4 protein-coding genes are annotated in these 22,317 nt (G+C 71.5%); all 4 read right to left on the bottom strand.

Annotation, left to right across the window (positions count from 1 at the left end; translation table 11 throughout):
- Positions 1 to 91: 91 nt before the first annotated feature.
- The 4 genes from C8D87_RS25585 to C8D87_RS25570 are packed head-to-tail and all read right to left on the bottom strand — an operon-like array spanning position 92 to position 22,314.
- Positions 92 to 3,469 carry a non-ribosomal peptide synthetase gene (locus tag C8D87_RS25585; protein ID WP_112228652.1) on the bottom strand — a complete coding sequence of 1,126 codons (3,378 nt, stop codon included), beginning with the start codon at positions 3,467 to 3,469 and terminating at the stop codon, positions 92 to 94.
- Entirely contained in the window at positions 3,463 to 10,725 is a 7,263-nt protein-coding gene (locus C8D87_RS25580; RefSeq protein WP_112228651.1) for a non-ribosomal peptide synthetase, read from the bottom strand. Before C8D87_RS25580 ends, C8D87_RS25585 begins: the two co-directional genes overlap by 7 nt.
- Positions 10,718 to 15,028, bottom strand: a complete 4,311-nt coding sequence (locus C8D87_RS25575; RefSeq protein WP_233442279.1) for a non-ribosomal peptide synthetase — start codon at positions 15,026 to 15,028, stop codon at positions 10,718 to 10,720. Before C8D87_RS25575 ends, C8D87_RS25580 begins: the two co-directional genes overlap by 8 nt.
- Positions 15,025 to 22,314: a non-ribosomal peptide synthetase gene (locus tag C8D87_RS25570; RefSeq protein WP_112228649.1), complete on the bottom strand. Its 7,290-nt coding sequence runs from the start codon at positions 22,312 to 22,314 to the stop codon at positions 15,025 to 15,027. Before C8D87_RS25570 ends, C8D87_RS25575 begins: the two co-directional genes overlap by 4 nt.
- Positions 22,315 to 22,317 lie beyond the last annotated feature (3 nt).

The raw sequence follows: 22,317 nt of genomic DNA, 5'->3' as shown, positions 1-22,317 counted from the left end.
CCGGGGGAATTCGCGGTCAGACGGGTGGATCGTGGTGCCGCGAGGTGCCCTGCTGAACGTGGATCACCTCGCCGACGTTCCGGGACCGCCACTAGAGTCCGAGCTCTTCCTCGGTCATCGCGTCGATCTCCAGGTAGATCTCCGCGACCTGGGCCAGCCGCCCTGGCACCGCCTCGTCGGCCTGCATCCTGGCCGCCATCGCGCCCACGGTCAGCGTCGCGAACAGCGTCCGCACCGTCACATCCGACGTGTCCAGCGCCTCCCGCAGGCGGCCGACGATCATCGTCGCCAGCACCGAGTCGCCGCCCAGCGCGAAGAACGCGTCGTCGAGCCCGACCCGTTCGACGCCGAGCACCTCGGCCCAGATCTTCGCCAGCACCTGCTCCAGCGCGGAAACCGGTGCGACATAGGTGTCCGCCTCGGCCGCCCAGTGTGCGGCGACGGCCTTGCGGTCGACCTTTCCGTTGGCGGTCAACGGCATCGCGTCCAGCACGATGACACGCGTCGGAACCATGTGCGGCGGCAGCAGGGTGCGGACGAACTCGCGGACCTCCTCGCCGTCCACCTCGCCCGCGACGGCAGCGACGAGCTGCGTGCCCGCCACGCCCGCCACTCCTCGCCGGACACCGGGGAACTCGGCCAGCGCCGCCTCGACCTCACCCAGTTCGATGCGCATGCCGCGCACCTTCACCTGGTGGTCGCGGCGGCCCAGGAACTCCAGCGTGCCGTCCGGCCAGTACCGCGCCAGGTCGCCCGTGCGGTACCAGCGACGGCCCTCCCAGGTGACGAACCTGTCCGCGGTGCGCTCCGGGTCGGCGCGGTAGCCGTGGGCCACGCCGTCGCCACCGATCCACAGCTCGCCGGTGACCCAGTCCGGGCAGTCGCGGCCGCGCACGTCCACGACCCGGCAGGCGACGTTGCGCAGCGGTGTGCCGTAGGGCACCGAACGCCACGACGGCGCCACCTCCCGCACCTCGCACACCGTCGAGTGGATCGCCGTCTCTGTGGTGCCGCCGAGGCCCGCGAACCGGCAGGAGGGCGACTGCTCGAACACCCGGCCGGGCAGGTCCGTGCCCACCCAGTCGCCGCCCAGCAGCACCGTGCGCAGACCGGAGAGCTCGCCGGGCCGTGCGGTCACGAGCAGCATGTCGAGCAACGCCGGCACGCAGTTCACCAGCGTCACGCCGCGTGTGGCGGCCAGCTCCACCCACTGGCGGGCTTCCTTGCGGTCGTCCTCCTCGACCAGCACGACAGCGCCGCCGGCGGAAAGCAGGCCGAACACGTCGTAGACGGAGAGGTCGAACTCCAGCGCCGACACGGCGAGGCAGCGGTCGGACGGGCCGATGCCGAAGCGCTCGTTCAGGTCGTCGATGGTGTTCATCGCGGCCCGGTGCGGCACCTCGACGCCCTTCGGCTCACCGGTGGAGCCGGACGTGAAGAGCACGTACGCGATGTTCTCCTCGGGCACCGTCACCGGTGACGCCAGCGGCTCGGCCGTCGAGTCCCACGACGTCAGCACGTGGTCGACGCCCGCGATGCGCTTGATCCGCTCGGCTCGCGCGGGAGGCTGGTCGACGCCGATCGGCACGTACCCGGCGCCCGCAGCCAGCACACCGATGGCGGTGGCGACCTGCTCCGGGCCCTTGCGCTGGCTCACGCCGACCAGGTCTCCCGGCCGGACTCCGTCAGCCACCAGCGATCCCGCGATGCGCAGCGCCCTGTCGGCCAGCTCGCCGTAGGTCAGCACACCGTCGCGGCCCCACAGCAACGCCGGCGCGTCCGGCGTCTCCCGTGCCAGCGCGAAGAACCCGTCGTGCAGCAGCTTGCCGCTGCGCGGGCCCTCGGTCGCGTTGGCCGCGGCACGGACCTGGAGCTGGGACTCGGGCAACGCGCCCCCAGCCGGACGCTCCCACACGTCGTCGCGTTGCCCGAGGTTCGTGACGAGGTCGCGGAACGCCGCGAACATCGCGTCGATCACGCCCTCGGGGAAGGCGTGCTCGCGCACGTCCCAGTTGATCAGCAGGCCTTCGTTGACCTCGGTGACCTGTGCGTCCAGCAGCACCTGCGGGCCCTGCGACACGATCCACACAGCCTCGCCGAAGCAGCGGCGGACGCGGGCGTCGAAGAGCTCGCCGAGGTTCAGCGCGCTGGTGAACACGATCGGTGCCAGCACCTGCTCGCCGTGGTGGCGGGACAGGTCGCGCAGCACCTCGACACCCGAGTAGGCCGCGTGCGCCGCGTCCTCGTGCATCCGCGCCTGCAACGCCCGTGCGTGCGTCACGAACGACGCTTCCTCGCTCAGGTCGACCTCCAGCAGCACGGAACTGGTGAAGTCGCCGACGAGCTTGTCCACGTCGGGGTGATCGCTCTGCCGGTCGAACATCGGCAGGTTCATCAGGAACCGCGGCTGAGCGCTCCACGCCGACAGCGTCTCGGCGAACGCGGCCGCCACCACCATCGCCGGGGTGAGGCCGTGCTCGTGCGCGCGGGCGGCGAGGCGCTTGCGGTCCTCCGGTGCGAGCCAGTGGTGGCGCCGGGTCACGCGGGAGGCGTCCGCGCGCTCGGACTCGGGCACCAGCGGCAGGTCCGGCGCGGTCGGCAGCTCGGGAATCCGGTGCTGCCACCACTCCCGCGCGGCGTCCTGCTCGGCCTTGCGGCTCAGCTCGCGCTCGGCGAGGTAACGCGGGTAGCTGTAGTCGATCGGCGCGGGCACGTGGTCGGGCTCGTCGTAGAACCGTGCCAGGTCGGCGAGCAGCACGCGGTAGCTCAGCGCGTCCGCGGCCAGCATGTCGACGTCGACGTGCAACCGGGCCCTGCCACCGGGCAGACGGCTCAGCGCCACGTGGAAGACCTCACCGTTCGCGACGTCCAGGCGCGCGTGTGACGAGGCGTCCCGCAGCTCCTCGAGCCGTTGCGCCACCACGTCTTCGTCCAGCGAACGGAGGTCGTGCACGGTCAACGGGTCCTGGCGGCGGTCGGGCAGGATGCGCTGCTTGCCGTTGTCACCGAACTCCGCGCGCAACATGCCGTGCCGGGCGACGAGCTTGCGCACCGCCGTCGTGAGCCGCACCGGCTCCAGGTCCGGCCCGTCGAACTCGACGTAGAGGTGCGCGGCGACCGAGCCGAGCGTGGCCTCCTCGTCGCGGCCGATCCAGTACGCGTGCTGCATCAACGCGAGCGGGAACGGCGCGCTCTCGTCGACCTCGACCGTCACCTCCGGCTCCGGCGCCACGCCCGCGGCGTCAGCGAGGATCTTCCGCCAGTCCGCGAGCGTCGGGTTCTTCGCCAGCAGCGCGAACGGCACCTTCACACCGCTGCGCCGCCACTTGTTCGCCACCTGCATGAGCTGGATGGAGTCGAGGCCCCACTCGATCAGGCTGTCGTTCTCCGACAGCCCGGCCGCCTCCGGCCCCAACAGGTCGGTGACCTCGCGCAGGAGTTCCCCCGCTGTCGGCTGCTGACTCACCACGTGCCCAGCTCCACTTCGAACTCGTCGATGTCTTCTGCGGAAACGTCCACAAAGGACGTGTCGATCGCCGTCGGCGCGCTGCCTGCCAGTTCCGCGCGGAACTTCCCGACCAGCCCCGGCTCGTCAGGGCCCGTCACCTCCACGCGCAACGTGTCGCCGACGGCGACGGCGTTCACCTCCAACGCCCAGTGCGGTGTCTTCGGCGGTACCCGCAGCGCCGGTGCCTCCGGTGCCACGGTCCACGGCGCGCCCGTGCCCTCGCGCAGGCGGCCGTGGTAGTTGACGACGATCGTGGGTTCGCGCAGGCCCGCGAACGGCCGGACCAGGCCGTAGCCGAGCCCGTGGTCGGGCAGCGCGTCCAGCTGCTCGGCGATGTCGCGCAACCGGATACCCGGCCGCAGCCGCACCGGGTGGATCGTCGTGAACCAGCCGACCGTCGCGGACAGGTCGCAGCCGGGCGAGATCTGCTCCTCCCGGCCGTGGCCCTCGACCGCCACCACGACGTCACCACTGCGGCCGCGCCAGGTCTCCAACGCCCGTGCGAGCGCCGCCAGCAGCAGCTCCCGGACGCCCGTGGAGTCGGGCAGCGGCACGGTGAACTCGGTGACGAGCTGTTCGCCACCCAGTGGCAGCACGGTGTCCGCGCCGTCGAGCACATCGCGCCACAGGCCGGTCTCGCCGCCGCGCTGCTGTTCGGCGAGCAGCTGCGACCAGCGCCGGAACGACGTGCCGGTGCGTGTGAGCTCCCGGCCCGCCCACGCCTCGGCGAGGTCGTCCATCAGGATCCGCCACGACACCCCGTCGACCACCAGGTGGTCGGCGACGATCAGCACGCGGTCCTCGAACCGCACGACCTGGATCATCCGGTCGGCGGTGAGGCGTTCGCGTGCCGCGGTCAGCTCGGTGTCCAGGTCGTTCGTGGCACGGCGGACGACCTCGGCCGCGTCGAACGAGTTCGCGGGCACCTCCAGGGTCGTGCCGTCCCACCGGGAACGCAGAACGTCGTGACGGTCCAGCACGGCCTGCACGGTCCGCACCAGCCCGTCGTGCGTCAGGCCGTCCGGCGCGACCAGCAGCATCGCCTGTGCGAGACCGCCACGGGTCCAGCGCATGATCGGCGTCGGCTCGACCCGGCCCACCGGCTCGTCGGAGATCGCGAGTGCGGGTGCCGAGATCAGCGTGGCCAGCGCGGCCGGGGTGCGGTGCTCGAACACCTGCCTCGGGGTGATCACCACCCCTGCCTTGCGAGCCCGGCTGACGAGCTGAACGGACAGGATGCTGTCGCCACCGAGCGTGAAGAAGCTGTCCTGTGCGCCGACCTCCGGCAGTCCGAGCACCTCGGCGAACAGCGCGCACAGCACGGCTTCCCGCTCGTCGGCGGGTTTGGCGTTCCCGGCGAGCGCGGCGAAGTCCGGCGCGGGCAACGCGTTGCGGTCGAGCTTGCCGCTCGGCGTGAGCGGCAGCTCGGTCAGCGGCACCAGCGCGGCCGGGACCATGTGGTCGGGCAGCTCGCGGGCCAGTTCGGCACGGATGGCGTCCGGCGTCGCGTCACCGACGACGTAGCCGACGAGCCGGTCGTCCCGCACGACCACGGCGGCCTGCCGCACGCCGGCGACCTTCGCGGCCGCCACCTCGATCTCGCCCAGCTCGACGCGGAAGCCGCGGATCTTGACCTGGTCGTCGGTGCGGCCCAGGTACTCCAAAGCATGCCCGGTCCACTTCACCAGGTCGCCGGTGCGGTACAGCCGTTCGCCGGTGCCGAACGGGCTGGCGACGAACCGCGAGGCGGTGAGGCCCGGCCGGTTCAGGTAGCCCTCGGCGAGCTGGACGCCCGCGAGGTAGAGCTCTCCCGGCACGCCGGGCGGGACCAGGCGCAGGTGCCGGTCGAGCACGTAGACCTGCGTGTTCCAGACGGGCCGGCCGATCGGCACGGTGCCGTCGCCGACACCTTCCGCCGTGTCCCAGTACGTGACGTCGACGGCTGCTTCGGTTGGGCCGTAGAGGTTGTGCACGTGGGGCAGTGCGCGTCCGAGGCCGGACGGCAACGCCTCGCCACTGCAGATGACCCGCTTCAACGACTCCGGCCGTGCTCCGGACTCGACGAACGCGCGCAGCATCGACGGTACGAAGTGGACGGTCGTGATGTTCTCGCGGTCGATGAGCTCGGCGAGGTAGGCGGGGTCCTTGTGGCCTTCCGGCTTGGCCACCACGAGGGTGGCGCCGGTGATGAGCGGCCAGAAGAACTCCCACACCGAGACGTCGAACGACGAGGGCGTCTTCTGCAGAACGCGATCCTCAGCGGTCAGGCCGTACTCGTCCTGCATCCACAGCAACCGGTTCACGATCGCGCGGTGCGACACCACCACGCCCTTGGGACGCCCGGTTGAACCGGACGTGTAGATCACATACGCCGCGTCACCCGGCCTGGGCGCCACCACTTCAGCACTCGGGCCGTCCAACAGCCCCGGCTCCAGCACCACCACGGGCTGGGCGTCCTCGACCATCATCGCGAGACGATCGGCCGGGTACGACGGGTCGAGCGGCAGATAAGCCGCGCCCGCCCGTTGCACGGCGTGCAGCGCGACGATCAGCTCCAGCGAACGGTCCAGCCGCACACCCACGATCGAACCGGGGCGAACACCCCGTGCTGCCAGACGTCCAGCCAGTTCGGAAACGCGGGCATCCAGCTCGGCATAGGTCAGCGACGACCCCTCGAACACCACCGCGGTCGCGTCCGGCGTACGGGCGACCTGCTGAGAGAACAGGTCCACCAGCGTCGTGTCCGGCACCCGGTGGTCGGTGGTGCGTCCGAGCAGCGCCTCCCGCTCATCGGACGTGAGCACGGAAGCCCTCGACAGCGCCTGGTCGGGATGGGCGACGAGCTGGTCGAGCAGACGGGTGAACCGCGCCACCAGGTCGTCCACAGTGGACCTGTCGAACCTGTCCTCGCTGTAGACCAGCCAGCCGTCGAGTCCTCCGTCGCCGGAGTGCTCGAACAGGTGGAACGACAGGTCGAGCCGCGCGGTGTAGAAGTCGACGTGCTCCTCGCGCAGCGACGCCGCACCGAAAGGGACGGGCCCGCCGGACGCCCGCTGGAACGCGAGCATCACCTGGAACAGCGGGTGCCTGCCGAACTGCCGCGCCGGGTTGAGCGCCTCCACGACACGTTCGAACGGCAGATCCTGGTGCGCGTACGCCTCCAGGTCCGTGCGCCGCACCCGGTCCAGCACCTGCCGGAACGTCGGGTCGCCGCTGAGGTCGGTGCGCAGCACCAGGTTGTTGACGAAGAACCCGACGAGACCGTCGAGCGCGGCGTCCGTCCTGCCCGCGACCGGCACGCCGAGCGGGATGTCGTCGCCGGCGCCGACCAGGCCGAGCAGTGCCGCGACCGCCGCCTGCACGGCCATGAACACCGTGCCGCCGGACTGCTGGGCGAGGTTCGCCAGAGCGCGATGGGTCCGCGCGTCGATGCGGAACGCCACGGCGTCACCCGCGTACGTCGCCTCGGCGGGACGCGGCCGGTCCGCGGGAAGGCTGATCTCCTCCGGCAGTTCGGCGAGCTGCCGCGTCCAGTAGGCGAGTTGACCGGCGGCGAGGCTCTTCTGGTCCGCGTCGTTGCCGAGCAGTTCCCGTTGCCACAGCGCGTAGTCCGCGTACTGCACGGGCAGCGGCGTCCACGTGGGCGTACGGCCGCGCGACCGCTCGTGGTAGGCCGTCGTCAAGTCCGCGACGAGGCGCTCGGCAGACCAGCCGTCGCTCGCGATGTGGTGTGTCAGCAGCGAAAGCACGTGCGCGTTGTCGCCGGCCCGGTACAGCGTGGCCTCGAACGGCGGTTCGCGGTCGAGCTCGAACGCCCGTGCGGCCGCTTCGCGAGGTGCACCCTCTCCGAACTTCAGCGACGGCAGGACGTCCAGCACCTGCTGGTACGGCTTGCCCTCGAACTCGGGGTAGATGGTGCGCAGCACCTCGTGCCGCCGTACGACGTCCGCGAGTGCGAGGTTGAGCGCGTCGGTGTCCAGCCGGCCGTCGATGCGCACCGCGAACGGCACGTTGTAGGTCGCGCTCGGCCCTTCCAGCCGGTACAGGAACCACAACCGCTGCTGTGCCGACGACAGGGGGATCCGCCGCGGCCTCGGCATCGGGGTGAGCGCGGGCCGCCTGCGGCCGTGGGAGTCCAGCAGTGCCGCGAGTCCCGCGACCGTCGGCGCCTCGAAGACCTCACCGATCGCGATCTCCGCGCCGAGGTCGGAACGCAGCCGGCCGACGAGCCGGGTGGCGAGCAGCGAGTGCCCGCCTAGCGCGAAGAAGTCGTCGTGCCTGCCGACCCGCTCGACGCCGAGCAGCTCGGCGAAGAGCGCGGCGACCGCCTGCTCACTCGGCGTGGCCGGCTCTTCGGACACGGCGGTGAGCTCGGGCTCCGGCAGTGCCCTGCGGTCGAGCTTCCCGCTGGGCGACAACGGGAGCTGGTCGATCTCGACGATCACCGACGGCACCAGGTGCTCGGGCATCGCGGCGGCGAGCTTGGGCCGGATCGCCGTCACGTCCGCACCCTCGCGCAGCACGACGTAGCCGACGAGCTGCTGGCGTTCGGTCCGCGTCACCACGCCCGCGCTCACGACCTCCGGCAACGCCGTCAGCGCCGCCTCGATCTCGCCCAGCTCGACGCGGAAGCCGCGGATCTTGACCTGGTCGTCGGTGCGGCCCAGGTACTCCAGGGCGTGCCCGGTCCACCTGACGAGGTCACCGGTGCGGTAGAGCCGTAGTCCCGCGCCGAACGGGCTGGCGACGAACCGTGAGGCGGTCAGGCCAGGCCGGTTGAGGTACCCCTCGGCCAGCTGCACGCCACCGAGGTACAGCTCGCCCGCGACACCGGGCGCGACCGGCTTGAGGAACCGGTCGAGCACGTAGGTCTGGGTGTTCCAGACCGGCAGGCCGATCGGCACGGTGCCGGTGCCGACCCCGGCGGAGGCCGGCCAGTAGGTGACGTCGACGGCTGCTTCGGTTGGGCCGTAGAGGTTGTGCACGTGGGGCAGTGCGCGTCCGAGGTCGGACGGCAGCGCCTCGCCGCTGCAGATCACGCGCTTGAGGGACTGGGGCCGGGCGCCGGACTCGACGAACGCGCGCAGCATCGAAGGTACGAAGTGGACGGTCGTGACGTTCTCGCGGTCGATGAGCTCCGCGAGATAGGCGGGGTCCTTGTGGCCTTCCGGTTTCGCGACCACGAGGGTGGCGCCGGTGACGAGCGGCCAGAAGAACTCCCACACCGAGACGTCGAACGACGAAGGCGTCTTCTGCAGCACCCGGTCGTCGGCGGTGAGCCGGTACTCGTCCTGCATCCACTGCAACCGGTTCACGATCGCGCGGTGCGACACCACGACGCCCTTGGGACGGCCGGTGGACCCGGAGGTGTAGATCACGTAGGCCGCGTCACCCGGTGCGGGCGCCACGACTTCGGCGGCGGGACCGTCGAGCAGACCCGGTTCGAGCACCACGACAGGCTGGGCGTCTTCGATCATCATGGCCAGCCGGTCGGCCGGGTACGACGGATCCAGCGGCAGGTAAGCGGCACCGGCCCGCTGCGCGCCGAGCAGCGCGATGATCAGGTCCAGTGAGCGGTCCAGGTGCACACCGACGATCGAACCGGGCCGAACCCCCTGAGCGGCCAGGCGTCCGGCCAGCTCGGAGACCCGCGCGTCCAGTTCGGCGTACGTCAGCGAGGAGCCCTCGAAGACGACGGCGGTGGCGTCGGGGGTGCGGGCGGCCTGCTGCGAGAACAGCTCCACCAGCGTCGTGTCCGGCACCTCGGCCTCGGCGCCGAGCAGCTGCGACCGTTCGTCCTCTGCGAGGAAGTCCAGAGCGCTCAACCTGGCCGACGGGTCGGCGAGCGCCGTCGTGAGCAGGTTCTCCAGGTGTGCCAGGAACCTGCCGACGGTCGCGTGGGTGAACAGCTCGGTGGAGAACGTGGCCTCGACGCGCATCTGCCCGCCGGTGACGAACGCCTCCAGCGCCAGGTCGAACTGGGTCGTGTCGTTGTGCACGGTCTCCCAGCCGGCCTGCACACCCGGCAGGTCGAAGCCCTGCAGACCCTGCACCAGGAACAGCAGCATCACGTCGAACAGCACCGAGCGTCCGGGCACCCGCGGCGGCCGCAGGCGTTCGACGAGCAGGTCGAACGGCAGGTCCTGGTGCGCGTAGCCGTCGGTGCACACCTTCTGCACGCGCTGCACCAGCTCGGCGAACGACGGGTCGCCGGTCAGGTCGGCGCGCAGCACCAGCGTGTTGCCGAAGTTGCCGATCAGCTTCTCGACCTCGCCCGCGTCCCGGTTCATCGACGCCGAGCCGATCGGCACGTCGGTCGCGCCGGTGTACCGGCCGAGCAGTGCCGCGTAGGCCGCGAACACCACCATGAACGGCGTGACGCCACGGGTCTGCGCGAACTCGCTGACCAGTTCGGTCACGCTCGGATCGAACGTGCGGAAGATCCGGTCGCCCCGGTCCGACCGCACGGCGGGCCTGGGCAGGTCCGTCGGCAGCGGCAGGTTCTCCGGCATCGGGTCCAGCGCGCGCCGCCAGTGTTCGATCTCGCGGTCGAGCTTGGAGTCGAGCGTCTTGCGCTGCCACACCGCGAAGTCCGCGTACTGGATGGGCAACGGGTCGAGCTCGGCCGGACGGCCCGTCGTGTCCTCGCGGTACAGCGCCGAGAGGTCGCGGGAGAGCGTGTTGAACGTGAAGCCGTCCCACACGATGTGGTGCACGGTCAGCACCAGCACGTTGTCGTCCTCGCCGCGCCGCAGCAGCCGCAGCCGCAACGGGTGCTCGCGCCGCAGGTCGAAGACGTGCCCGGATTCCTCGCGGGCGATCCGCGCGACGGCGCCGTCCCGCTCGACGGGGTCGAGTCCGCGCAGATCGGAGTCCGGCATGGTCACCACGGCGAACTTGTCCACGACCTGGCGGGGTTCGCCGTCGGCGCCCTCGGTGTAGCGGGTGCGCAGGATCTCGTGGCGTTCCACCAGCCGCTGGAACGACCGGTGCAGCGCCGCCGTGTCGAGCGGGCCGCGCAGGTCGATCGCGAGACACACGTTGTAGGCGGGGCTGTTCGGCGCGATCTGCTGCAGGAACCACATCCGCGACTGCGCGTACGACAACGGGAGGTCGTCGTCGCTGTCACGCTTGGGAATCTGCGCCGTGTTCGCGAGACCGGCCTCGGCCAGCCTGCGGCGCATCAGCTCGCGCTTGCGGGCGGCAAGGTCACTCACCAGGGGTCTCCTTCGAGATCAGCGTCAACGCGGCGAACCACTCACGCGACAGCTCGCGGATGCGGTCCTCGGTGAAGAGCGCGGCCGGCCACTGCCAGTCGGCCTCCAGGACCGACCCGCGCACCAGCACGTTGAGCACCAGGCAGTACGGGGCGGGTGCGGCGTCGTCGGCCCCGCCACCCATCGCGCCCACCTCGGGCGCGCCGGTCCACGGCTCGCCTTCGCGTTCGCCGATGGTCAGCCTGCCGAGGTAGTTGAACTCCAGCTGAGGCTCCGGGAGCCGTGCCAGCTCGGCCGCCGTGTCCGGGTTGAGGTAGCGCAGCAGGCCGTGGCCGATGCCCTTGTCCGGCACCGCGAGCTGCTCGCTGACCTGCCGCAGTCCCTTGTGGACGTCCGAGGCGAGATCGCCGGGATCGACGCGCACCGGGTAGACGCTGGTGAACCAGCCGACCGTGCCGGACAGGTCGGCGCCGGGCACGACCTGTTCCTCACGCCCGTGGCCTTCCAGCGCCAGCAGCAGGGACGTGTCGGACGTGTCCCGCCAACGGGAGACCGCGTGCGCCAGGCCGGACAGCAGGACGTCGTCGACGGTGACGCCGTGCCGCGCGGGCACCCTCGTCAGCAACGCTTCGGTGGTCTCCTCGTCGAGGAACGTGCGCGTTGCGCGAATCGTGGCGCGGGTGTCGACCGCCGGGTCGAGCCTGCGCGTGCCGAGCAACGGATCCGGGCCGGAGAGCATCTGGCGCCACAGCGGCAGTTCCGGCGTTTTCGCCCGTGCGGCCTCCTGAAGTCCGGTGGCCCACTCGCGGAACGACGTGCCGAGCGGTGGCAGCCCCTCGCCGTTCCACAGACCGGCGAGCTCGGGCACCAGCACACCCCACGAAGCGCCGTCGACGACGAGGTGGTGCAGCAGCACGAGCAGCCGGCCCTGACGGTCGCCGGTGTCGAACCACACGAACCGCGCCATGTCACCGGTCGCGGGGCGCAGCTCGGCCAGCTCCTCCTCCATCACCGCCGGCAGCAGCCGTGCGATGTCCTGGTAGGACGAGGAGGTCGCGTCGATCCGGCGCACGACAGGCTGCACCGAACCACGCGGCGGAACGGTGAAACCGCCGTCGAACCGTGCGCGCAGCACGTCGTGCCGGTCGAGCAGCGCCCCCACCAGCTCCACCAGCCGCGGCTCGGTCAGTTCAGCGGGCGTGCAGAGCAGACGGGCCTGGCTGAGCCGGTCGTACGGGCCGTTGTCGCGCAGCCAGTGCAGCATCGGCGTCAGCGGCACCTCGCCGACGCCGTCCGACTGTCCGGAGTGGACGGCGTCGCGGACGACAGCCGCCAGCGCGGCCACGGTCCGCTGCTCGAACACGTCACGCGGGCTGAACGAGAGTCCGGCACCACGTGCCTTGCTCACCAGCCGCATCGACACGATGGAATCGCCGCCCAGGGCGAAGAAGCTGTCGTCGGCCCCGACCACGGGCAGGCCGAGGACCTCGGCGAAGAGCTCCGCGATCTGCTTCTCCCGCTCGGTGACGGGCGGCCGGGACGCCGCCGCCGTCCAGTCCGGCGCGGGCAGTGCCTTCACGTCGAGCTTGTCGTTGCGGGTCAATGGGAACGAGTCGACGCGCACGATCGCCGCCGGCACCATGTGCTCCGGCAGACCCGCGGCCACCTGCTCGCGCAGCCCGTCGGTGCCGCTCGCCACGACGTACGCCACGAGCTGCTTCACCCCCGGCACGTCCTCGCGGGCGATGACGACGGCGCGCTGGACGCGTTCGTCGCGCAGCAGCACCGCTTCGATCTCACCGGGTTCGATGCGGAACCCGCGGATCTTCACCTGGTCGTCGACGCGGCCGAGCAGCTCGATCAGGCCCTCGCCGTTCCACCGCGCCACGTCACCGGTGCGGTACATGCGGGTGCCGGGCGCGCCGAACGGGTCGGCGACGAACCGCTCGGCGGTCGTGCCAGGACGTTTGAGGTAGCCGCGGGCAAGGCCCTCGCCCGCGATGTACAGCTCGCCCTCGACGCCCGGCGGGCACGGCCGCAGGTCGCGGTCGAGGACGTAGGCGTGCGCGTTGCCGACCGGTGAGCCGATGCACGGGTTCTCGGTGCGGTCGAAGTCGCACGCCGCCGAGTCGACGGTGCATTCCGTCGGCCCGTAGAGGTTGTAGATCGCGAGGTCCGGCTCCGCGCGCAGCGACCGCCACAACGGCAGCGGAACCGCCTCGCCGCCGACACCGAGCACCTTCAGCGCACCGCGCCAGCCCGGTTCCGACGCGACCTGCGCGAGCAGCGACGGCGACAGCTCGACGAACTCGATCTCGTGGTCCGCCAGGAACTTCCGCAGCAGGTCGGCGTCGCGCCGGGTGTCGGCGGGCACCAGGTGCAGCTCGTGCCCGGCGAACATCCACAGCATCGGCTGCCACGAGGCGTCGAACGCCATCGGCCACGCGTGCGCGACCCGCAGCGGGCGGCCGACGCGCGCCCGAGCGGGGTCGAAGAGATCGGTGCGGTGACTGACCAGCAGGTTCGCGATCGCCCGGTGCGGCACCACGACCGCCTTGGGCGTGCCGGTGGACCCGGAGGTGTAGATCACGTACGCGGGGTGCTCCGGCCGGGCGATCGGCTCCAGGTCGTCACCCGGCACGTCGGTGACGTCGGGCAGGCTGGTCAGCACGATCGCGGGTTCGGCGTCGCGCAGCATGAAGTCGACGCGCTCGGCCGGCCACTCCGGGTCGAGCGGCAGGTACGCGGCGCCCGCCTTGAACGCCGCCGCGAGCGCCACCAGCACGTCCGGACCCGGAGGCAGGAGCAGCGCGACGATCTTCTCCGGCCCGGCACCCGCCTCGATGAGCCTGCGGGCCACCCGGTTCGCGAGCTCGTTCCACTCGCGGAACGTCAGCCTGCGCTCACCCGCGACGATCGCGACCGCGTCCGGCGTGCGGCGGGCCTGCTCGGCCAGCACCTCCGCGAGAGTGCCGCAGGTGTCGAGCACCTTGCCGGTGCCCCACTCGCGGAGAGCGGCGATCTCGTTGTCGCTCAACAGCTCCACGTGCCGCACGTCGATGTCCGGCTGGTCGGCGAACACCTCGGCGGCGCGCCGGAACCGCTCGGCGAGCGTGTGTGCCCACGTCTCGTCGAAAACACCCGGCCGGTACTCGAAGACGACCGTGAGCCGTTCCTCGGCGCCGACGGCGAGGGTGAGCGGGTAGTGCGTGGAGTCGTCGACCTCGACCTGGCTGATCGTGATGCCCGCGGCGCGTTCCTGTTCGGCCACGGCGTCGGTGTCGACCGGGTAGCTCTCGAACACCACCAGCGTGTCGAACAGGTCGCCCTGCCCGACGGCGCGCTGGACCTCGGTCAGGCCGATGTGCTGGTGCTCCATCAACGCGCCCTGCTCGTCCTGCACGGACCTCAGCACGTCGAGCACCGTGCCTCGGGTGCGCACGCGCACCGGCACGGTGTTGATGAACAGACCGATCATGCTGTCGACACCGGGCAGGTCGGCCGGCCGGCCGGACACCGTCGCGCCGAACACGACGTCCCTGCGGTTCGTCGCCCGCGCGAGCAGCAGTCCCCACAGGCCCTGGACGACGGTGTTGACGGTGAGGCTGTGCTCACGGGCGCGGGCGTAGATCCGCGCGGTCAGGTCCTCCGGCAGCTCCAGCCGCACCTTGCCCGGCCGGACGGGAACCTTCGGCGCCGCCGGGGCGAGCAGCGTCGGGCCCTCGACGTCGCCGATCGCGTCGAGCCACGCGGTGACGGACGTGTCGCGGTCCTGCGCGGCGAGCCACGCCAGGTAGTCGCGGTACGGCCGCGGCGCGGGCGGCGTGGCGCCCCGGTACAGCTCGAGGAGCTCCCGCACCAGCAGCGGCAGCGACCAGCCGTCGAGCAGCACGTGGTGGTTGCTGATCACCAGGCGGAAGTCCCGCTCGGCCAGCTCGACGAGCGTCATCCGCAGCAGCGGCGGCTCGTCGAGCGTGAACCTGGTGGCCCGGTCGCGCTCGAGGAACTCGGCGAGCTCGGCGGTCGTGAGCTCGTGCTCGGCCCACGGCAGCTCGACGTCGCGCAGGACGACCTGGACGGGCTCGTCCACGTCCTCGTGCACCAGTGCGACCCGGAGGTTGGCGTGCCGGTCCAGCAACGCCTGCGCCGCCTCGTGCAGCCGGCCGGCGTCGACGTCACCGCTGAGGCCGAGGACGAACTGCGCGGTGTAGACGTCGTCCGCCGACTCGTCGAACAGGGCGTGGAACAGCATGCCCTGCTGCAACGGCGACAGCGGCAGCACGTCCTCGATGGGGTCGCTCACTTCTTCCGCCATTTCGCTGCGATCTTGTCCAGCTGCTTCTGCTGCAAAGACACCAGTGGCACGTCCGACGGGGTCAGCGCGGACACCTCACCCCCGCGCGTCTCGGCGACGAGCGCCTCCAGCGCCGTCCGCCAGGCCTGGGCGATCCGGTCCACTTCGGACCTGGTCCTGGCACCGGTCCACGACCAGGTCGCCTTGACGACCGGACCGTCCGCCCGGTCCTCGGTGACGACGTTGATCTCGAGCGGCCGGTGCTGGGTGCCGGGCTCCGGCAACCGCTCGCTCGCGGGCACCCAGAAGCCCTCCGCGGTCGCGAGGTCGAAGCGGCCGAGGTAGTTGAAGCCGATCACCGGGTCCGTCTCCCCGTGCAGGAGTCCGTGGCCGATGCCGTTGTTCGGCACCGCGCGCAGCTTTTCCTTGACCTGCTTGAGGGTGTCGCCCGGTGTGGCGGCTGGCGTCAGCGCGACCGGGTAGACCGTGGTGAACCAGCCGATGGTGCGGGAGAGGTCGGCGCCGGGCACGAGGTGCTCCTCGCGGCCGTGGCCTTCCAGCGCGACGGTCTCGGCCTTGCCCAGCGCGGTCGCGAGCGCGGCCAGCAGCACGTCCTGCACACCCGCGCGGAACGCACCGGGCACCTCACGCAGCATCGCGGCCGCCAGGTCGCCGTCGATCTCGTCGGTGCGCGACCCCGCGATCGGGCCAGGACGCACCGGCTCGGTGGCGGCGAAGGCCTGCTGCTGCCACCACTGCGCCTCGGTTTCGGACGGCGTGGGCAGGTTCCTGGCCCACCAGCGGAACGAGGTCGGCACCGGGTCGAGCTTGACCGGGTTGCCCTCGGTCCGGGAGGTGAAGGCCCGCTCCAGGTCACCTGCCAGGACTCGCCACGACACGCTGTCCACGGCGAGGTGGTGGATCACGAGCAGCAGCCGGCCCGGCGTCGTTGGTCCGAGGTCGAACCACACCGTTCGCAGGAGTGCGCCCGCTGCCGGGTCCAGCTCGGCTGAGACGCGCTCGAACTCCTGGTGCACCAACGGTTCCAGGGCGCCGTCCACCCGCATGTGGCTGAACACACCCTCGGGTGCGGAGGCGGGCACGGTGAGCACGCCGTCGGCGAACCGGGCGCGCAGCATGTCGTGGTGTGACAGCAAAGCGTTCACGGCATCGGCGAACGGTTCCGGCCCTTCGGCGGGAGGCACGCGCAACAACGCGGACTGAGCCGTCTTCTCGTCGCCGGAGGCCGCCCACCAGCGGATGATCGGCGTCAGCGGTACCTCGCCCACACCGTTCGCGCGCTCCTCGTCGTGCGCGGCAGGCGGTTCGCCGACCACACGGGCGAGCGCTGCGGCGTTCTGGAACTCGAAGACCTGGCGCGGCGAGATCCGCAGCCCGGCGGCGCGAGCCCTGCCCACGAACTGGATGGACAGGATGCTGTCGCCACCGAGAGAGAAGAAGTTGTCCTCCGGGCTGACCCGTTCGATCTTCAGCAAGTCGGCCATGAGACCGCACAGCAGCTTCTCCGCCGCCGTCTCCGCCTCCCGGCCGGTGGTCGTCTCCGCGGGAGGTTCCGGCAGCGCCTTGCGGTTCACCTTGCCCGAGGGCATCAGCGGGAACTCGTCGAGGAACACGAACCGTTGCGGCACCATGTGGTCCGGCAGCCGGGTGCGCAGCCAGTCGACCAGACCGTCCACTTCGGACCCGATGTAGTACCCCACGAGACGCTTGTCGCGCAGCAGCACCACCGCCCGGCGCACGCCCTCGTGCTGTTCGAGAACGGCCTCGATCTCCTCCAGCTCGACCCGCATGCCGCGGATCTTGATCTGGTTGTCGGCACGGCCGAGGAACTCCAGCGTGCCGTCCGGGCACCAGCGCGCGAGGTCACCGGTGCGGTACAGGCGGGAACCGGGCGGCCCGAACGGATCCGCGACAAACGCCGCGGCCGTGCGGCGCGGGTCGTTGATGTAACCGCGGCCCAGGTACACGCCACCCGCGTACAGCTCGCCGGGCACACCGACGGGCACCCGCCGCAGGTTCGTGTCGAGCACGTGCAGCCGCGTGTTGCCGTTCGGGCGGCCGATCGACACCGCACCACGCACGGCGCTCGGCTCGCGGTACACGACGTGGCTGACGCCGATCGTCGCCTCGGCCGGACCGTAACCGTGGTACATCACCGCGTCGCTGACCGCGCGGAACCGGGCGAACAGCTCCGGCGTGAGCACCTCGCCGCCGCACCAGACGTGGCGCAGCGACCGCCCGCGCCGCTGGAAGTCCGGCAGGGCGATCAGCAGGTCGAGGATCGACGACGGCAGGTAGGTGTAGGTGACGTCGTGCCGCTCGATGATCCCGAGCAGGTAGTCGATGTCACGCTCACCGCCGGGTTCGGCGATGACGAGCTTGGCGCCGGTGGTGAGCGGCAGGAACACCTCGTTGATGGAGATGTCGAACCCGAGCGGCGCCTTGAACAACCCGCCGTCACCCGGCCCGAAGCCGAGCAGTTCCCGCTGCCACAGCAGCCGGTGCGTGATGGCCCGGTGCCTGATCATCGCGCCCTTGGGCGTGCCGGTGGACCCGGACGTGTAGATCACGTACGCGAGACTCTCCGGCTCGATCTCCACGCCGAGGTTCACCGGATCCTCTGCGTCGAGGTCGACGTGCAGCACGGGGATGCCCAGGCCGCGCACCGGTTCGTCGTGCTCCGGCCCGCTCAGCACGGCGGCGAGCTTCGCGCTGGTGGCCACCTCGGCGATCCGCTGCGCCGGCCACGAGGGCTCCAGCGGCACGAACGCGCCACCGGCCTTCTCGACGGCGAGCAACCCGACGACGAGCTCGAGCGACCGCTCCCAGTGCATGCCGACCGTGCGCTCCGGCCCGACGCCGGCTTCCTGGAGCCTGCGGGCGAGGTGGTTGGCCCTGGCGTTGAGCTCGGCGTAGGTCAGCGACCGCTCGTGGAACTCGACGGCCACGGCCTGCGGAGTGCGGGCCACCTGCTCCTCGACCAGCGCGGTGAGGGTGGTCACCCGCCGTTCCTCGGCCGTGTCGTTGAACCTGTCGAGCACCGCGCGTTCGGTGTCGTCGAGCAGGTCGACGGTGTTGATCCGCTGCTCCGGCTTGGCGACGAGGGTCGTCAGCACCTGGACCAGCCTGCGCGCCAACTGGTCCACAGTGGACTGGTCGAACCGGTCGGCCGAGTAGGTGATCAGGCAGTCGTCGTCCCCGAAGTGGAACGCCAGGTCGAACTTCGCCCCGGTGACCCCGGTGGCGATCGGCTCGACGACGAGGTCCGCGAGGGAGAGGTCGGCCGCGCCGTCGTCCCGGCGCGACACCATGACCTGGAAGAGCGGGTGCCTGCCCGGCGACCGCGGCGGGCCGAGCGCGTCGACGACCTGCTCGAACGGCAGGTCCTGGTGCGAGAACGCGTCGAGGTCGGCGTCGCGCACCCGTGCCAGCAGCTCGCGGAACGCCGGGTTGCCGGACAGGTCGGTGCGCAGCACGAGCGTGTTGACGAAGTAGCCGACGACGTCGTCGAGGGCGGCGTCGGTGCGGCCGGCGACCGGGGTGCCCAGCGGGATGTCGTCACCTGCGCCCATCGCCGCGAGCAGGACGGCGGTGGCGGCCTGGCCGATCATCAGCTCGGTGACGCCGAGCTTGCGGCCCAGCGCGCGCAGGCGGCCGGCGAGCCCTTCCGGGAACTCGACGGTGACGCTGCCCGCCTTGCGGGTCGTCTCGCGCGGACGTGGGCGGTCGGCCGGGAGTGCGATCTCCTCGGGCAGACCTTCCAGCTTCTTCGCCCAGTGGGCACGCTCGTGGTCGGTGGCGAGTTCCTGCTGCCACAGTGCGAAATCGGCGTACTGAACCGGGAGGGGCGCCCACTGCGGAGCTTCGCCTTCCCGTCGCGCCGCGTAGGCGGTGGCCAGGTCCCGGAACAGCGGACGGGCCGACCACTCGTCGGCCGCGGAGTGGTGCACGACCAGGGCGAGGACGTGTTCGGCGGGGCCGATGGTGAGCAGTTCGGCGCGGAACGGGATTACCTCGTCGAGCCGGAACGGCCGGTTCGCCGCCGCTTCGACGAACTCCTTCTCGTCGGCACCGGCGCGCCTGATCGCCTTGATGGCAGGGGCTTCCCGCACGTGCTGGCCTTCGTCGGACAGCAACGTTCGCAGCGACTCGTGCCGAGCCGCGACGTCAGTGAGTGCGGCGTCCAGGGCGTCGGCGTCGAGCCGTCCCGTCAGCCGCGCCGCGAACGGGAGGTTGTACGTGGCGTCCGGGCCCTCCAGCCGATGCAGGAACCACAGGCTGCGCTGCGAGGCGGACATCGGCACGACCGCGGGCCGTTCCCGTGCCACCAGCTCGGGCCGCGTGTTGCCACCGTCCAGCAACCGCGCCAGCCGGGCGACCGTGGGTGCGTCGAACACCGCACGGATCCGCAGGTCGGCGTTCAGCGTGCGGCGGATCCGGCTCACCAGCCTGGTCGCGAGCAGCGAGTGCCCGCCCAGCGCGAAGAAGTCGTCGTCCCTGCCGACCCGCTCGACGCCGAGCACGTCGGCGAAGAGCCCCGCCAGCACCTGCTCGCGCGGATCACGCGCCGCCTCACCGGCGGACTCCGCGACTTCAGGTGACGGCAGCGCACTGCGGTCGAGCTTCCCGTTCGGCGTCAACGGCATCTCGTCCAGCACGATGATCGCCGACGGCACCAGCTGCTCCGGCAGCCGGTCCAGCAACGCACGCCGCGCCGCGGCGGGATCGAGTCCGTCGCCGGTCACGTAACCGATGAGCTGCTGGCGTTCGGCGAACACCCGAGCCGCCGCCGCGCGAACCCCCGGCAGCGCCGTCAGGGCCGCCTCGACCTCACCCAGCTCGATGCGGAAGCCGCGAACCTTGACCTGGTCGTCCGACCGGCCGAGGTACTCCAGGGCCACGCCGTTCCAGCGCACCACGTCGCCGGTGCGGTAAAGCCGTTGTCCCGCAACGAACGGGCTGGCGACGAACCGCGCTGCGGTGAGGCCGGGCCGGTCGAGGTAGCCGTCGGCCAGCTGGGCGCCGCCGACGTACAGCTCGCCCGGCACACCGGGCGGCACCGGCCGCAGGTACCGGTCGAGCACGTGGACCTGGGTGTTCCAGACCGGACGGCCGATGGGCACCGTGGCCGTCCCCGCTCCTTCGCTCGCGTCCCAGCGAGTCACCTGCACGGTGGTTTCGGTGGGGCCGTAGACGTTGTGGACGTGGGGCGCCGCGCCGGCCAGGTCGGACGGCAGCGCTTCACCCCCGCAGACGATCCGGCGCAGGGATGCCGGCGGCGCGCCGGCGTCCAGGAACACCCGCAACGCGGAGGGCACGAACTGTGCCGTCGTGACCCGTTCCCGCTCGATCAGCTCCGCGAGGTAGGAAGGATCCTTGTGCCCCTGCGGTTTCGCGACGACGAGGGTGGCGCCGCTGACGAGCGGCAGGAACAGCTCCCACACCGACGCGTCGAAGCTCGACGGGGTCTTCTGCAGCACCCGGTCGTCCGGGGTGATCCCGTACTCGGCGCGCATCCACAGCAGCTGGTTCACGATCGCGCGGTGCGACACCACGACACCCTTGGGGCGGCCGGTGGAGCCGGACGTGTAGATCACGTAGGCCGAGTCACCCGGCGCGGGCGTCACGATTTCGGCGGTGGGACCGTCGAGCAGGCCCGGTTCGAGCACCACGACCGGCCGGGCGTCCTCGATCATCATCGCGAGGCGGTCGGCCGGGTAGGACGGGTCGAGCGGCAGATAGGCCGCACCCGCGCGTTGTGCGCCGAGCAGTGCGACGATCAGTTCGAGCGAGCGGTCGAGGTGCACACCGACGATCGAGCCGGGACGGACGCCCCTGGCGGCGAGTTGTCCCGCCAGCTCGTCCGCCCGTGCGTCCAGTTCGGCGTAGGTCAGCGAGGAGTCCTCGAAGACGACGGCGGTGGCGTCCGGAGTACGGGCCGCCTGCTGCGAGAACAGCTCCACCAGGGTCGTGTCCGGCACGGGGTGCGCGGTCGAGTTCGGGACCGTGATCGTGGCGTGGAACTCCGCGGGAGACAACGGTTCCAGGTGGGCGACGAGCAGGTCGGGCGTGGCGGCGAACCGCTCCAGGACGTCCAGCAGACGCGCTGCGACGCGGTCGGCCGCGGTGAAGCGGGCCGGGTCGTGGGCGAGGCGCAGCGACAGCGACTCGCCGGGGACGACCAGCAGGGCCAGCGGGTAGTGGGAGGCGTCGTGCGACTCGATCGCGGTCAGCAGCGAGTCCTCGAAGTCCGTACCGGGATAGCTCTCGAAGACCAGGAGCGTGTCGAACAGCGTCGACTGGTCCGCCGCACGCTGGATGTCGGCGAGGCCGAGGTGCTGGTGGTCGAGCAGGGCGGCCTGTTCGGCCTGCACGCGCGTGGCCAGTTCGGCGAGGGTTTCGCTGGGGGAGAGGCGAATGCGGGCCGGCACGGTGTTGATCAGCATGCCGACGATGGACTCGACGCCGGCCACGTCGGGGTGGCGGCCGGAGACCGTGGCACCGAAGACGACGTCGTCACGGCCGGTCTGCTCGCCCAGCACGAGAGCCCACGCCGCCTGCACGACGGAGTTCACGGTGAGGCCGCGGTCACGCGCGGTGCGGGTGAGCGCTGCCGTCGTCGAGGCGGGCAGGGTGGTGTCGACGAAGGTGGGCAACCCGGAGGGCGCCTCGCCGGTGGCGACGAGCGTGGGGCCGTCCAGTCCCGCGAGCGCGTCCGCCCACGCGCGCGAGGCGGCCTGAGTGTCCTGTTTGGACAGCCAGCTCAGATGGTCGCGGAACGGCCGCACCGGCGGCAGCTCCCCGCCCGAGTACAGGGTCAGCAGCTCGCGCACCAGCACAGGGGCGGACCAGCCGTCCCACAGCAGGTGGTGCGCCGAGATGATCAGCACCGGGCCGGTTGCGGTGCGCGCCAGCGTGAAGCGCACCAGCGGTGGCCGGCCGAGGTCGAACGGCGCCGTGCGGTCCGCTTCCAGCAGACGCCGCAACGCCTCGGGGTCCGCGCAGTCGGCCTCGTGCCACGGCAGGTCGACCGATCGGTAGACGACCTGCACGAACTGGCCGGAGGACTGGGTGCGGAACGAGGCTCGTAAGGTCGTGTGGCGCCGCATCAGCCGGTCGGCGGCCGTGCGCAACCGGTCGGCGTCCACGTCGCCGGACAGGTGCAGCACGGTTTGCACGGTGTAGACGTCGACGCCCTCGCCGAGCAGGGCGTGGAACACCATGCCCTGCTGGAGAGGCGTCAGCGGTAGGACGTCCTCGACGTTCGACGCCACGCT

Origin of the sequence: Lentzea atacamensis, from assembly GCF_003269295.1 — a bacterium.
Classification (GTDB): domain Bacteria; phylum Actinomycetota; class Actinomycetes; order Mycobacteriales; family Pseudonocardiaceae; genus Lentzea; species Lentzea atacamensis.
This window is presented reverse-complemented; position numbering and strand designations above follow the sequence as displayed.